The sequence below is a fragment of the Aquimarina algiphila genome (assembly GCF_007489275.1).
Taxonomy (GTDB): Bacteria; Bacteroidota; Bacteroidia; order Flavobacteriales; family Flavobacteriaceae; genus Aquimarina; species Aquimarina algiphila.
Genome location: NZ_VLNR01000015.1, coordinates 46,063 through 61,980, shown reverse-complemented (window position 1 = coordinate 61,980; position 15,918 = coordinate 46,063). Strand labels below are relative to the sequence as shown.

Annotated in this window: 12 protein-coding genes; 8 read left to right on the top strand and 4 right to left on the bottom strand. The window is 32.1% G+C overall.

What is annotated here, in order from left to right; genetic code table 11:
• Positions 1-8: 8 nt before the first annotated feature.
• Positions 9-827: a 3-methyl-2-oxobutanoate hydroxymethyltransferase gene (gene panB / locus FOF46_RS09315; RefSeq protein WP_109435419.1), complete on the bottom strand. Its 819-nt coding sequence runs from the start codon at positions 825-827 to the stop codon at positions 9-11.
• 161 nt (positions 828-988) lie between these two features.
• On the opposite strand from panB, the gene FOF46_RS09310 reads away from it, so the two are divergent.
• Positions 989-1,468 (top strand): nuclear transport factor 2 family protein, encoded by a 480-nt coding sequence (locus FOF46_RS09310; RefSeq protein ID WP_143916264.1) that lies wholly within the window; start codon positions 989-991, stop codon positions 1,466-1,468.
• Positions 1,469-1,529: 61 nt separating this feature from the next.
• Here FOF46_RS09310 and FOF46_RS09305 read toward each other — a convergent pair whose 3' ends face one another.
• On the bottom strand, positions 1,530-2,954 hold the full coding sequence (locus FOF46_RS09305; protein WP_143916263.1) for an L-serine ammonia-lyase: 1,425 nt from the start codon (positions 2,952-2,954) through the stop codon (positions 1,530-1,532).
• A gap of 228 nt (positions 2,955-3,182) precedes the next feature.
• Between FOF46_RS09305 and dnaK the strand changes: the two genes are divergently transcribed.
• Both dnaK and FOF46_RS09295 read left to right on the top strand, forming a co-directional pair.
• Positions 3,183-5,099, top strand: coding sequence for a molecular chaperone DnaK (dnaK, locus tag FOF46_RS09300; RefSeq protein WP_109435416.1), 1,917 nt, complete (start codon positions 3,183-3,185; stop codon positions 5,097-5,099).
• Positions 5,100-5,317: 218 nt separating this feature from the next.
• Entirely contained in the window at positions 5,318-6,052 is a 735-nt protein-coding gene (locus FOF46_RS09295; protein ID WP_143916262.1) for a head GIN domain-containing protein, read from the top strand.
• A 126-nt stretch (positions 6,053-6,178) separates the two neighbouring features.
• On the opposite strand, the gene ggt is transcribed toward FOF46_RS09295, so the two are convergent.
• Positions 6,179-7,882, bottom strand: a complete 1,704-nt coding sequence (gene ggt, locus FOF46_RS09290; RefSeq protein WP_143916261.1) for a gamma-glutamyltransferase — start codon at positions 7,880-7,882, stop codon at positions 6,179-6,181.
• 77 nt (positions 7,883-7,959) lie between these two features.
• Positions 7,960-8,544 carry an acyl carrier protein phosphodiesterase gene (locus FOF46_RS09285; protein ID WP_109435413.1) on the bottom strand — a complete coding sequence of 195 codons (585 nt, stop codon included), beginning with the start codon at positions 8,542-8,544 and terminating at the stop codon, positions 7,960-7,962.
• 122 nt (positions 8,545-8,666) lie between these two features.
• Between FOF46_RS09285 and glmM the strand changes: the two genes are divergently transcribed.
• From glmM to FOF46_RS09260, 5 genes are all read left to right on the top strand, one after another.
• Positions 8,667-10,055 (top strand): phosphoglucosamine mutase, encoded by a 1,389-nt coding sequence (glmM, locus tag FOF46_RS09280; protein WP_109435412.1) that lies wholly within the window; start codon positions 8,667-8,669, stop codon positions 10,053-10,055.
• A 233-nt stretch (positions 10,056-10,288) separates the two neighbouring features.
• Positions 10,289-11,158: a ParB N-terminal domain-containing protein gene (locus FOF46_RS09275; protein WP_109435411.1), complete on the top strand. Its 870-nt coding sequence runs from the start codon at positions 10,289-10,291 to the stop codon at positions 11,156-11,158.
• 729 nt (positions 11,159-11,887) lie between these two features.
• Complete coding sequence (locus tag FOF46_RS09270; RefSeq protein ID WP_143916260.1) at positions 11,888-13,654, top strand: fatty acyl-AMP ligase; 1,767 nt, start codon at positions 11,888-11,890, stop codon at positions 13,652-13,654.
• Between the two features lie 144 nt (positions 13,655-13,798).
• Positions 13,799-15,583: an acyl-CoA dehydrogenase family protein gene (locus tag FOF46_RS09265; RefSeq protein ID WP_167571780.1), complete on the top strand. Its 1,785-nt coding sequence runs from the start codon at positions 13,799-13,801 to the stop codon at positions 15,581-15,583.
• A gap of 15 nt (positions 15,584-15,598) precedes the next feature.
• The gene (locus FOF46_RS09260) at positions 15,599-15,877 is read left to right on the top strand and encodes an acyl carrier protein (RefSeq protein ID WP_109435408.1); all 279 of its coding nucleotides are present in this window, start codon (positions 15,599-15,601) and stop codon (positions 15,875-15,877) included.
• Positions 15,878-15,918 lie beyond the last annotated feature (41 nt).

The window sequence follows — 15,918 nt, the reverse complement described above, 5'->3', positions numbered from 1 at the left end:
ACTCAAAATTAATATTGCTCATTTTCATTAGGGAAATCAACAGCTTTAACATCAGTTACATATTGTTTAAAAGCGTTTGTCATTTCAGTATACAAGTCTAAATAACGTCTTAAGAAGCGAGGGTTGAATTCATGAGTCATACCTAACATATCATGTGTTACCAATACTTGCCCATCAACACCATTTCCTGCTCCAATTCCGATAATAGGTATAGTGAGACTTTCTGCAACTTCTTTAGCCAATTTGGCAGGTACTTTTTCAAGAACAATAGCAAAACACCCTGCTTTTTCAAGCATAAGCGCGTCTTCTTTTAGTTTTTGAGCTTCTTCTTCTTCTTTTGCTCTTACAGTGTATGTACCAAATTTATAAATAGATTGAGGAGTTAACCCAAGGTGTCCCATTACGGGAATTCCTGCATTAAGGATTCTCTTTATTGATTCTTTAATTTCTTTTCCACCTTCTAATTTTACAGCATGTCCTCCAGATTCTTTCATTATTCGTATTGCAGAACGTAAAGCTTCTTTGGGATCACTTTGATAACTTCCAAAAGGTAAGTCAACCACAATCAATGCACGATCAATTGCACGAATAACAGAAGAAGCATGATATATCATTTGATCCAAAGTAATAGGTAATGTTGTCTCATGACCAGCCATCACATTAGATGCAGAATCGCCTACAAGAATTACATCGACACCGGCGCCATCAACAATTTTAGCCATAGTATAGTCATATGCGGTTAACATCGATATCTTTTCTTTATTAGCCTTCATTTCCACTAGGGATTTAACCGTCACTCGTTTGTAATCTTTTTTAGCTGTAGACATTTGTATTGTTTTTTTTAAGGACTGTAAAAGTAATGAATTACCAATATGGTAACAAGAGTAATCTGCTTTTGATTTTTCTTTATGATATTGAAGTAAAAATTATCTATTTTAGAAAATAATTAAAACCTTACTTTTATATCGATCAAAAAATAAAAAACGTTATGTATAAAGTATCATTATTATTTATTGTGCTATTTTCTTGGAATGCTTTTTCACAAAAAGAAGTAGCTGTAGATGATGTAAATAATTATAAAGAAGAAGTAAAACAAACCATTTTAAAGTTTTTTGAAGGATTTCATTCTGGTGATACTCTTAAAATGAAGAGTACCATGGATAATAATATAGTAATGCAAACTATTGCGAGGAATAAAGAAGGGCATTCTAAGACTATTAAGACAGATGTTGGAAAATTTGTTTTAGCGATTAAAAATAGACCGGCAGAACAGAAATGGGAAGAACGATTATTATCATTTAAAATCGATACAGATGCATTTATAGCAAATGCCTGGACTCCGTATGAGTTTTATGTCAATGATAATTTTAGTCATTGTGGAGTAAATGTATTTCAGTTATTCAATGATGGTAAAGACTGGAAAATTATTGCTCTTGCAGATACCAGACATCGGGAAGGATGCAAATAAATATTAAAAAATTGATTAAGAAGAGAACCTTATTGTTTTAGGCTATGATTGTTAAATAAATCTAACAATCACTTAGGCTAACTTTAATAGCCAGACCACCTTCACTTGTCTCTTTATATTTGGTATTCATATCTTGAGCGGTTTCCCACATCGTTTCGATTACTTTATCCAAAGGGACTTTAGCATTTGCAGCATCAGTATCTAATGCCATTTCGCATGCATTAATTGCTTTTATGGCACCCATAGCATTTCGTTCTATACAAGGAACCTGAACTAAACCGCCTATGGGATCACAGGTGAGTCCCAAATGATGTTCCATAGCAATTTCACTAGCCATAAGGACTTGATCAGGAGTACCTCCCATTAACTCGGTTAATGCTCCAGCTGCCATTGCTGATGAGACACCAATTTCGGCTTGACAACCACCCATAGCAGCAGAAATAGTAGCTCCTTTTTTAAATAAGCTTCCAATTTCGCCAGCAACTAACATAAATTGTTTTACATCATCAAAGTTAGCATCGTGATTCTCGATAACCATATAGTACATCATAACCGCAGGAATAACACCAGCACTTCCATTTGTTGGAGCAGTTACGACTCTTCCTAAAGAGGCATTAACTTCATTTACTGCTAGAGCAAAGCATGATACCCACTTAAGGATTTGACGAAATTTTACTTCGGTATCTCGAATAGATTCAATCCATTCTGTAGGTGTATTATAGGGAGTAGTACCTATCAATTTTTTATGAGTATCATAAGCTCTTCTTCTAACATTTAGCCCACCAGGTAATGTTCCTTCTGTATGACAACCTATATACATAGATTCGAGCATTGTATTCCAGACTTGAGCGATTCGATTATTAATCTCATCATCACTTCTTAGTGATCTTTCATTTTCAAGGACGATTTCAGATACTTTTTTGTTTTGAGAAGTACAATATTGAAGTAAATCTGTAGCTTTTTGTATAGGTAAAGGAAAATATTGAAATTTTTCAAGTTTCTTCTCTTTTCTTTTTCGTTCTTCCTGTACTACAAATCCACCTCCGATAGAATAGAAAGAAGAAGATATTTTTTCTCCGTTGTTCAATATGGCATGAAATGTCATACCATTAGGGTGAAACTCTTTAAATTCTCGATTAAATATAATCTGTGTCTTAGGGTCAAAAGGTATTCTTATCTCATTATTAATGATAAGTTCTTTATCAGTGTTAATAGTATCTATAATAGAAGATATGGTAGAAACATCTATGGTTTGAGGATCATAACCACATAATCCTAAAATTACAGCAATATCAGTAGCATGACCTTTTCCTGTTAATGATAACGAACCAAAAAGATCAACCGTGATTACAGTAACAGATTCAAATACTTTGTTACTTTTTAATTCTGCTATCCATCTTCGACCTGCTCGCCAAGGACCTAATGTATGTGAACTAGAAGGACCAACACCTATTTTCAACATATCAAAAACACTGATACATTCCATAATTTAAACTATTGATAAAATTTAAGCGGTAAATATAGTTTTTTGACAATAAAGAAACTTGTTTTTTAAGGAATAGTTACTACTGTTTTTTATTTAGAGTTAATAGCTTGTTTAATATTAATATAATAGATTGTAATGACATCCTGTCAGATTGATTGTAATGGCATAATCATTGACTTAACAGCATTGAATTAGTACGAATAATAGTATAATAATTTAAATATAAAAATGAGTAAAATAATAGGAATAGACTTAGGGACAACCAACTCTTGTGTTTCTGTAATGGAAGGTAATGAGCCTGTAGTAATCCCTAATGCTGAAGGTAAGAGAACTACCCCTTCTGTCATTGCATTTGTAGAAGGAGGAGAAATTAAAGTAGGAGATCCTGCAAAGCGTCAAGCGGTTACTAATCCAACTAAGACTATCTCTTCGATTAAAAGATTTATGGGAAATAAATTCTCTGAATCTTCAAAAGAAGCCCAAAGAGCAGCTTATAAAGTTGTAAAAGGAGATAATGATACGCCACGAGTTGATATTGATGGGCGCTTATATACACCACAAGAATTATCTGCAATGACACTTCAGAAAATGAAGAAAACAGCAGAAGATTATCTTGGTCAGGATGTTACTAGTGCAGTAATTACTGTACCAGCTTACTTTAATGATGCGCAACGTCAGGCTACCAAAGAAGCAGGAGAAATCGCTGGTCTTAAAGTAGAAAGAATTATCAACGAACCTACCGCAGCAGCATTAGCTTATGGTCTTGATAAAAAAGGTACAGATCAGAAAATCGTAGTATTTGATTTTGGTGGAGGTACACATGATGTTTCTATACTAGAATTAGGTGATGGCGTTTTTGAAGTATTATCTACAGATGGAGATACACATTTAGGAGGAGATGATGTAGATCAAAAAATCATTGATTGGTTAGCAGAAGAGTTTAAAAGTGAAGAGAATATGGATCTAAGAGAAGATCCAATGGCTTTACAACGTCTTAAAGAAGCTGCAGAAAAAGCTAAAATTGAGTTATCATCATCTGCTCAAACTGAAATTAACTTACCATATGTTACAGCTACTGCAAGTGGTCCTAAGCACTTGGTAAGAACACTAACAAAAGCAAAGTTTGATCAATTAATAGATGATTTAGTAAAAAGAACGATAGAACCATGTCGTACAGCACTTAAGGCTGCTGGATTATCAACTAGTGATATTGATGAAATTATATTAGTAGGAGGATCTACTCGTATTCCTGCTGTACAGGAAGCTGTTGAGAAATTCTTTGGTAAATCACCTAGTAAAGGAGTGAATCCAGATGAAGTTGTTGCAGTTGGAGCAGCTATCCAAGGAGGAGTATTAACAGGAGATGTTAAAGATGTTTTATTATTAGATGTTACTCCACTTTCTTTAGGTATAGAAACTATGGGTAACGTTATGACTAAGCTTATTGATGCAAATACTACGATTCCTACTAAGAAATCACAAGTATTTTCTACTGCAGCTGATAACCAACCATCGGTTGAGATTCATGTATTGCAAGGAGAGCGTCCTATGGCTGCAGATAATAAAACCATTGGTCGTTTCCATCTTGATGGAATTCCGCCAGCACAAAGAGGAACTCCGCAAATCGAAGTTACTTTTGATATTGATGCCAATGGTATCATAAAAGTTTCTGCTACAGATAAAGCAACAAATAAATCTCAGGATATTCGTATCGAAGCTTCTTCAGGATTGACAGAAGAAGAAATAGAGAAAATGAAGCAGGAAGCTGAAGCTAACGCAGAAGCAGATAAAGCAGCCAAAGAAACTGCTGATAAGCTTAATGAAGCTGATGGAATGATTTTCCAGACAGAGAAACAACTTACTGAGTTTGGTGATAAATTATCTGATGATAAGAAAAAACCAATCGAGGAAGCTTTAGAAGAATTGAAAAAAGCACATGAGACAAAAGATCTTGCTGTTATCCAACCTGCTCTTGATAAAATCAATGAAGCTTGGAAAGTAGCTAGTGAAGAAATGTACAAAGCTCAGGCCGAAGCACAACAGAATGGACAACCTGGACCTGATACAGCTTCAGATCAACCTTCTGGAGATAATGGTTCTGAAGGAAGTGATGTAGAGGATGTTGATTTTGAAGAAGTAAAGTAGATTATTCTTATACATAATGATAAAAATGCGCAACCTATGGTTGCGCATTTTTTTTATGCACATTTTTAAATTTAATAGATGTAGAGAATAAACAAACAAGTAAAATTTATAGTACAAACTGTAACAATAAGAGAAGAATTTTGTCTATTTATCAAACATACAATCATTAAAGGAATCTCATAACAAATCAATTCATTCATTATTTAAAAACGAATCATATGAAAACAAACAGCAAAATCATCAATTCACTATTATTCATTGTGATTGCATTATTTACAATTAATTTGAGCGTTGCTCAAAATAAAATAAAAGGTAATGGTAATGTTACTAAGGAAGAAAGAGCAATATCTTCTTTTAATGAGCTTATAGTAAAAGGAGTGTATAATGTATACTTAGCACAAGGACAAAAAGAATCTGTTACTGTAGAAGCAGATGAAAATTTACAACAGGTAGTTACGGTAAAGAACCAAGGTAATACTCTTGTTTTAGGTTGGAAAAAAGGAATGAATGTCAAGAAAAAAACAAAAATGAATGTTTACATAACTTTAAAGGACTTAAAAAGACTTAAAGTTACCGGAGTTGGAAATGTTAAAACGGCTTCAGAACTTTCTTTGACAGAACTTGACCTAAAAGTTTCAGGAGTAGGAAATACATCTTTAAAATTAAACTGTAATAAATTAGAAGGAGAGATTTCTATGGTAGGGAATTTAACCCTTGAAGGAAAAGTTGGAGAAATGAAACTTGATAATAATGGAACGGGGGCGTTACGAGGATATAATTTAATTGCACAAAAATTAGAGGTTAATAATTCTGGCATCGGAAAAGTTGAAGTTAATGCAGAAGAAGAAATAAGTATCACATCTTCAGGTATTGGAAGTGTTTATTATAAAGGAAATGCCAAAACTACGAAGTTAGATCATAAAGGTATAGGTAAAATCAAAAAAGTAAATTAATTTTAGATTTGATAAAAACCGTTTTTTATCAATAATTTATTTTCCAAAAAACCAGATAATCATAGCTGTTATCTGGTTTTTTTATTTGGTATTTGTATCACAATAAGAAAAAAATGGAGTACTAAATTAAAATCCAACTGCAGTATCATCTCCACGCTTATCCGCTCCTCCTTCCAGGGTGCCATTTGGTAAAACTAGTATTCCATCAACCTTACCAATAATTTTTGAAGTTTCTTCATCAATTTTATATCCTTTTTGACTTAAACTATCTAATAATACGGGGTCAAAAGATTCTGGTTCAAAAACTACAACATCAGGTAACCATTGATGATGAAAACGAGGAGCGTTTACGGCCTCTTGCATGGTCATCCCAAATTCTTCTACATTGAGTATCGTTTGTAATACAGAGGTAATAATTGTAGATCCTCCTGGAGTACCAACAGACATCCAGAATGTATCGTTTTTTTCTACAATAGTAGGAGTCATAGAACTTAGCATTCTTTTTTCAGGCGCTATTGCATTGGCTTGTGCACCAATTAGACCAAACATATTCGGAACTCCAGGTTTAGCACTAAAATCATCCATTTCATTATTTAAGAACGTTCCGATTTCTGGAGCATATAACTTAGATCCATATGCACCATTAAGTGTTATCGTTACAGAGATTGCATTACCAAATTGATCAACAATAGAGTAGTGGGTGGTTTCATCACTTTCATAACCAGGAATCATTCCGCAGTTTATTTCTGATGATGGTGTTGCTTTTTCAAAGTTAAAATCAGACATACGATCGGTAAGATATGGCATCCCAATTAGGGTGTCTATTGGTATTTTTGTGAAATCTGGATCACCAAGATAAAAACTACGATCTGCATATGCTCTTCGTTCAGCTTCTGTAATAACCTGAATCGTTTTAAGTTGGTTATGACCATATTTAGAAATTTCATAGGGCTCTATCATTTTCATGATTTGTGCTAAACAAACCCCTCCACTAGACGGAGGAGACATGGATATTACAGAAAGATTTTTGTAGTTAAACCGTACCGGTTCCCTCCATTTTGCTTCATATTTTGACAAATCTTCCAAAGTAATTATTCCTCCATTTGATTGTATGTGTTCAACTAGTTTTTTACCAGTTTCACCGGTATAGAATTCTTCTTTTCCATTTTTAATGATACGTTTCAGCGTTGCTGCAAGTTTTATGTTTTTGATAGTGTCTCCTGCTTTGTAATTTTTGGCAAAAAGAATAGTGTCTTTGTTAACTTCAAAAAACAATTCTTTATAATTTTCAAACCGTTTTCTTTGTTTTTCAGTAACTGCAAAACCACGATTAGCCAGATCAACTACCGGACTAAGTATTTCTTCTATTGGCAATGTGCCAAACCTTTTGTGTACGGCAAAAATTCCAGCTATTGTACCAGGAACTCCAATTGCCAGAGCTCCGACTTGACTTTTTTCGGGTATCGGATCGCCATTTTCATCCAGATACATATCTTTATAAGCGGCAAGAGGGGCTTTTTCTCTATAATCTAATGCTCCTGTTTCTCCATCTGCTTTACGATATACCATAAAACCACCACCACCAAGACTTCCGGCAAATGGGTAGGCCACAGCAAGTGCCATTTCTGTAGCGACCATAGCATCAAAAGCATTACCTCCTTTTTTCATAATAGCAGCACCAATTGCTGAAGCTTCTTTTCTCGCCGAAACTACCATGGCTTTTTGAGTAATCAGACCTAATACAGGTTCGGTTTCTTTTTGTTGATCAATACTATTATTTTTACAGGAGAAGAAAAGAGAGAAGAGTAATAAAAGAAATGTGTGTTTCATTAGGTATAGTTTTGATATCTTATTTTTAACCGTTATAATATGCTGATTAAGATGATTTAGCAATACATTGTAATATATTATAATACTTTTATTTCATTTTCGGTGTATACTTTGAGTTCTTCAAAAAATGAACGAAACTCTTTATCAAATTCCGAATAGTAAAATTCTAGCTCATTTACTGCCAGATCCATTCTGGATTTGTTTTTTGTTCTTCTATTCATACCAGATAAAGCACTTCCTATTCCCGAAATAGAAGCGTAACTTAGTAACCAATTGTCCTTAATCATATATGGTAAAAAATTTTGAATTTGCTTAGGTAAAACCTGATGATATTGATGGAGCAGTTCATAAAAAGAGACTGTGTACTCCTCTAAAGGAATTTCAGAATATTCCACCCAATTATTAGCTAAAAAATGGTCATATAGAATATCAACAATAACAGTGCTATAATGCCTGTACTTAGGAAATAGTCGTGACACACTTTTTTTTACAATAGGATGAGTATCGGTATAAGAATCAATTTTACGATGTAATGTAATTCCTTGTTGAATACGATTCGGATAGTTTAGGTATTTTTTTCCTTTAACAGAATCAGCAATAAAATTACCTATTTTAAGCTCTGGATCTTCCCCAGAAAGATAAATATGGGCTAGAAAGTTCATTATGGGAATTTACAATTTTTTAGAAAGTTAATATTGTTTTTTTGTAAATTTTAATGCTAAAGTTGTAGTAGTCTGCCATAGCTCGTACATTTACACTTAAAAATATACAATCAATTATAAGCATGACATTAATAAAATCAATTTCAGGAATTAGAGGTACAATTGGAGGAACTGTTGGAGATAACCTAACACCAGTAGATGCGGTTAAATTTGCCTCTGCTTATGGTAGTTGGTTAAAAGAGGAAACAAAAACAAAACATCCAAAGGTAGTGGTAGGGCGTGATGCCAGAATATCTGGTTCTATGATTCAACAATTAGTAATGAATAGTTTGGTTGGTTTAGGAATTCATGTGATTGATTTAGGACTCTCTACTACACCAACGGTAGAAATAGCAGTAACATTAGAAAAAGCGGATGGAGGAATAATTCTCACAGCCAGTCATAATCCAAAACAATGGAATGCTTTAAAACTTTTAAATCATAAAGGAGAATTTTTGAATGCCGATAATGGTAAAAAGATTTTGGAAATCGCAGAAAATGATACATACGTCTTTGCAGAAGTTGACGATTTAGGAAGTATTACTGTAAATGACACTTATATTGATAAACATATTGAAGAAGTATTGAACCTTTCTTTAGTAGATGCAGAATTAGTAAAAAAAGCTAATTTTAAGGTGGTTGTTGATGCGGTGAATTCTACAGGAGGTATTGCAATACCAAAATTACTTCAAAAAATGGGAGTAGAGACTGTGGAGTTGTATTGTGAACCAAATGGGCATTTTCCTCATAATCCAGAACCATTAAAAGAACACCTGACAGATTTATCTGATTTAGTAGTAAAAGAGAAAGCAGATTTTGGACTTACAGTAGATCCAGATGTAGACCGATTAGCCTTTATGAGTGAAGATGGTGAAATGTTTGGAGAAGAATACACATTGGTAGCTTGTGCAGATTTTGTATTAGGTAAAACACCAGGGAATACGGTTTCAAATTTATCATCTAGCAGAGCATTGAGAGATATAACTCAAAAACATAATGGAACTTATGAAGCAAGTGCAGTAGGAGAGGTTAATGTAGTTGAAAAAATGAAGGCAAATAAAGCGGTCATTGGAGGAGAGGGAAATGGAGGTATTATTTATCCAGAATCACACTATGGAAGAGATTCTTTGGTAGGAGTAGCTTTGTTTCTTACGCATTTAGCAGAAAAAAAATGTAGCGTAAGCGAATTAAAAAATAGCTACCCGTCTTATTTTATGAGCAAAAATAAAGTTCAGTTAACTCCTGGTTTAGATGTTGACGCCATTTTGAAAGGGTTTCATAAAAAACATGAATCTGAAGAAGTTTCTACAGTAGATGGTGTAAAAGTTGATTTTAAGGATAATTGGGTGCATTTACGTAAAAGTAATACAGAACCTATCATTCGTATATATACAGAAGCTTTAAGTCAGGAAAAAGCAGATGAGTTAGCAGAAGATACTATTGTTACATTAAAGAGTATTGCAGGAATATAAAAATTAGTTTATATCCATAACTAAGTTTTTTGTATTTAAATATCTGATAATCAGAATTTTGATTTTTTTTTGATGATTTGTAGAATTCTAAAATTAGAATAATTTGATACTTGTTGTTTTTTACTAGTATATTTTAAGTAATATTCTCTTTTTCTATAGAGTAATGCTTTAAGGTTTATAGACTTAATGAATTTTGTATATTTGATCATTAAGCCAATATTATTTCCGATTGCATGAAAAACATAAGGATTATTCAGGAATTAAAGGAGCACATTGTTCCTCTATCCAAAGAAGAATATCAATTACTACGTAAAAGTATAATTTCTGAAGGGTGTAGAGAGGCTCTTTTGGTATGGGAAAAAAATGATGAGTTAATTCTAATTGACGGTCATAATCGTTATCAGATCTGCACAGAGAATAATATTCGTTATAGAACTAAAAAAATGGTTTTTGCAGACATCGAGGAAGTAAAATTTTGGATGTTAAATAATCAGTTAGGAAGAAGAAACCTTAATCCAGACCAATTAAGCTATTATCGAGGGTTAAAATACTGTATGACAAAAAAAAATAAGGGTGGATATGAAAATGTATCATCGAAGGGTCAAATTGACCTTTCGACATCTAAATTACTTTCTAAAGAGTTTAATGTAAGTGAAAGTACGATTAAACGTGATGAAAAATATTCAATGGCTCTTAATTTGATTAGTGAAACAAACCCTAAGCTTAAACTGCAAATATTAATGGGTGAGATTAAAATGAAAAAATCAGACCTCGCTATTTTGCTACAGGCAGAAGGTACAGAAGATTGGGTTATTGTTAACGAATCGGACTTAAAACATAAAATAAAAATTACAAAAGAAAATTTAGAAAGAAAAAAGAGTATTGCTCAATACGATAAAGTAGATACTTCATATGAATTAGTAAGTGGTGTAGATACTTTGTTTTTAGATCAAGACAGTAGACTTAATTTAATAAAAGGAAAAATATTATCTGCTGTTAATTCTTTAATCAAAAACAAGGATAAAAGCTCTTTAAAATCATTAAAAAAACAAATCAATAAGTTAGAATTAGAAGTGTTATATAATCAAGAAGTAAAAAAATAATTAGACTTTAGTATTCTAATGTTAAATAATGTTTACTACCCAAAAACACAAAAAAGAATAGCTTCTACATATTTACAGACTCTACAATAAACAAGTAATCATAATAAAACGGTTGAGGTTTTAACCTCAAAATAAAGAGGTTGAATAAAATAATAATGTAAAATCTTCTAATAAAAACAGTGTTTTTTTTGTTTTCATGATTTTAAAGCATCTATTTTAAGATTATATTTATTTAACATTTATTTAAAAGCAGAATTACTTTTTGTTAGATTTTAATTATCCATATTTGTATTGTTAATCAAGTAAAATTACCTACCCCTAGTTGTTTATTTTTATTCTAATATCATATAATTATTGAATTAATTATAGTGGTTGAAAGAATAAATAAATAAGTGATGAATATATTATATTGATTGACTATATAATTAATTAAAACCTATTGCTATAGTATTTATAGATTCATAATTAATGATGTTGCTTTGTATGTCTGATAATTTTGAATTTAAAAGAATGGAGCAATGCATAAAACTAATAATGAAATGTGATGAAATATATTGAACTTAAATAATTTTTAGTTTTATATAACGATAGATAAGGATAGTTAACCATGTTCTTATTAATTGTCATCACTTTTTTATATTTTTTATTTTAATGTGTGTCAGGATGTTGAAAAAAAATTATAAATAACCCAACTTTAATTATATACAAATTACTCTTAAAACCTTTTAAATGGAAACAAAAGAATTTAAATCAATCGCTGAGATTTTATATCTAAGGGGTGAAATTGAAAGAGACAAAACCGCTATCATTTTCTTACAGTCTAAAGAAAAAGAAGAGAAAGTTACTTATGGAGAGTTATCCAATAGGGCAAAAGCAATAGCTTTAGAATTAAAACAGAAATTAGATTTTGGAGATAGAGTCTTATTATTATATCCCCCGGGAATCGAATATATAAGTGCTTTTTTTGGTTGCTTATATGCAGGAGTTATTCCTGTTCCTGCTTATCCGCCAGATAGTAGAAATACAGAAAGATTATTAATGATAATAAAGGATTCTCAATCTAAATATGCATTAAGTACATCTGGTATAATGAATTATGTTGATTCCCTTTCTGAAGCTACTATAGTAAATGATGATAGAAGAGAAGGTGTAGAATGTCTAAGTCAGATAGGATGGATAGCAACCGATTTGATCGTTTCTTCACCTAATATAGAATATGTTCCAGAAAAAGTAAAACCAACAGATATAGTCTTTTTACAATATACTTCAGGATCAACAGGAAATCCAAAAGGAGTAATTCTTAATAATACTAATTTGTTAGACAACCTAAAAGCAATACGAGATGCTTTAGGATGTTACTCTGGAACACATATGGTAAGTTGGTTACCTCCTTATCATGATATGGGACTAATAGGAGGGATTCTTCAGCCTTTATATAGTGGGATTGGATTAACTTCAATGGCTCCGATGACATTTCTAAGAAACCCTTTTCTTTGGTTAGATCAAATCTCTAAAAGAAAAGAACAAGGAGGTGTGATTAGTGGGGCTCCCGATTTTGCATATCAATTGTGCGTGAGAAAAATATCAGAAGAAAAATTAGCATCTTTAGATCTTAGTAACTGGAAAGTAGCTTATAGTGGAGCAGAGCCCGTGAAAGAGAGTACATTGATTGATTTCTTTCAAAAATTTAAAGTGTCTAACTTCAAAATGTCAACATTTTTACCAGTGTATGGTTTGGCAGAAGCAACATTATTGGTTTCTTCTGGAGAAAAAACAAAAGAACCATTCACTATAAATATAGATAAAGAAGCTCTTAAAAATCAAAAAGTACAAGTAATAACCAAAGAAAACACTAATAAAATATCATTTGTCTCCTGCGGAAGTAAAGAAGAGGGACATGAAATACATATCGTAAATCCCGAAACTTGTACTTTATCTAAAGATGGAGAAATAGGAGAAATATGGATTAAAAGCCCTAGTGTAGCTGTTGGTTATTGGCAGAACGAAAAACTGACACAGGAAGTGTTTAATGCTTATATTCAGGATGTTAATGAAGAAGGATTTTTTAGAACAGGGGATCTTGGATTTATGATAGACCAAAATTTATATATTTCAGGAAGGCATAAAGACTTAATCATTATAAGAGGTAAAAACTATTACCCACAGGATATTGAGCATACGGTACAAACAGCACATGAGTCATTGAGACCAGGTTGTGGTTCTGCTTTTGCGATAGAAAGTGAAGATGGTGGTGAATCCTTGATAATTGTGCAGGAAGTTAAACGAGAATTTAGAAGAAAAATTGATATAGAAGAGGTTACAAACGCTATATACTTGGCTGTGTCCAGGGAGTATCAAATTCAGGTTAAAGATGTTGTACTTATAGAGCCTTCTTCATTTCCTAAAACAACTAGTGGGAAATTACAAAGATTGGCTTCAAAAGAGTTATATCTAAAAAATAATTTACAACCGATAAAAGCTTATTTGGTCTGTTAAACGCCAATTAACTGTACCAAATAGAAAAAGTTAATTTATTTTTTTAGCATTCAGAAATATTCGTGTAAGGATAGGTATATCTATACCTTAATGGATATTCTCGTTATCATTTTGATAAATCATCATACCAAATTAAGAAACTATATGTCTGTAGATATAATAAAAATACAAAGGCCAACAATCTTTGATAGACTTGTTGCTGTAGAGGAACTTGAAGAATTTCTGAAAAGCCCATTTGATGAATCATCAGTAGTATCATTTAAAAAATCAGCTGAGCTTGATGAAAATGAAATTTTTCCTTATCAGGAAATTGAAGAACTGCATAAATGGAGGTATAATGAATATTATATTCCAAAACAGCTTGGCGGAAAATTAAAATCATTTGAAGAATTACTTTTTTTAACAAGATCAATTTCCAGAAGAGATTTATCGATTTCTATAACCGATGCTCATACACTTTTAGGTGCATTACCAGTTTGGATTGCTGGATCAGAAGAGCAAAAGCAGGAATTGGCAAAAGAAATTAGAAATAGCAGATCTGCTTGTTTAGCGGTGACAGAGAGATCACATGGTAGTGATCTCAATGCAAATGGAGTATGTGCAGTAAAGACTGATGATAATACCAATTATTTATTAACCGGAGAAAAATGGCCTATTAATAAAGCTACATTATCTGATATTTTATGTGTTTTAGCAAAAACTAATGATAAAAAAGATTCCCGAAGCCTATCCATTTTAATGGTAGATAAAGAGAAATTATCACCTGATACATATGCTTACCAGCCCAAAATTAATACTTTGGGGATAAAAGGATGTGATATAAGTGGAATTGTTTTTAATAAAGCAGTACTATCAAAAAACATGCTCGTAGGAAAAGAAGGAGCCGGCCTCGAAATTACTTTAAAAGGATTTCAGATAACCAGGACATTATGTGCAGGTTTATCTTTGGGAGCTGTAGATACTGCTCTTAGAACAACACTAAACTTTGTTTTAAAAAGACAATTGTATGGAAAAACTGTTTTTGATATACAGCACTCAAGACACACCCTGGCAAAAATTTTTATCGATATTATAAGCTGTGATTGCCTTGCAATAGCTTCCTCGAGAGGGTTACATGAGATTACTTCTCAGTTTAGTGTTTGGTCTGCAATTGTCAAAAATTACATTCCTCAAAAAGTAGAACAAAGCATACATGAGTTGTCTGTTATCCTAGGGTCAAGATTTTATTTTAGAGATGATCATGATCATGGTGTTTTCCAAAAAATGATGAGAGATAATTCTATCATAAGCCTATTTGATGGTAGTACAATTATTAACAAACATTCTCTCTCTCTTCAACTTAAATTTCTGGCAAAAAAAAGAGCTAAAAGCACAGGTATAGAACTAGAAAAAACTTTAGAAAATATATTTTCTTTGAATAAAGAGGTTAGCGATATTGACTATAACAAACTTGATCTTTTTAGTAAAGGAAACAACATTGTTTTACAAGGAATAGAGTTTGCTCTATCCAAGCTTGGTAATCTAAAAGGAAAGAATAGTGTTTCTCCTAAAACATTATCCGAAATACTTAATTTAACAATAGACCTTATTAGTAATTTAATGGATCTTGAGAATAAAGTAGATAAATTACCTGTTGTAGAATCAGGACATAATCTTGAAACCGAATATTTTGATCTGGCTCAAAGCTATTGCAAATTGCATACAGCAGCAACCTCTGTATTTATGTGGGTCTATAATCAGGAAGAGTTAGGGGAGTATTTTTCTAAAGGAGAATGGCTTGTGCTTTCACTGCAACGAACTCTGGATTCTTTTACTATTTATAAAAAAGAACTGGATAAGGAATATCTAGAGAATACGGCAAAACATTTATTGACATTACATACCGAAGGCAAATTATTTTCGATAACGCCTTTTCAACTTTCAAATTAATTAAAAATCAAATATATGTCTGAAAAAACTGGAGCAATAGAAGTAGCTGCAAAAAGTGCTTCTATAACTGAAATGGAAAATTGGTTAATCAATAGAGTAGCAGAACATTTAAGTATGGATAGCGAGAAGATTTCTATACATGAAGAATTAGTTCTTTATGGTTTAGATTCTATGAGTGCCATCATGATTTCTGGGGATATCGAAGAAAAATTAAATGTAGAATTACCTTCTACTACCTTATGGGATTATCCTACAATTCACGACATTATGTTATTTCTTAAAGACAAAATGTAAAAAAACAAAGCGAATTATAAAATTCGAGAAGACAGACAAAT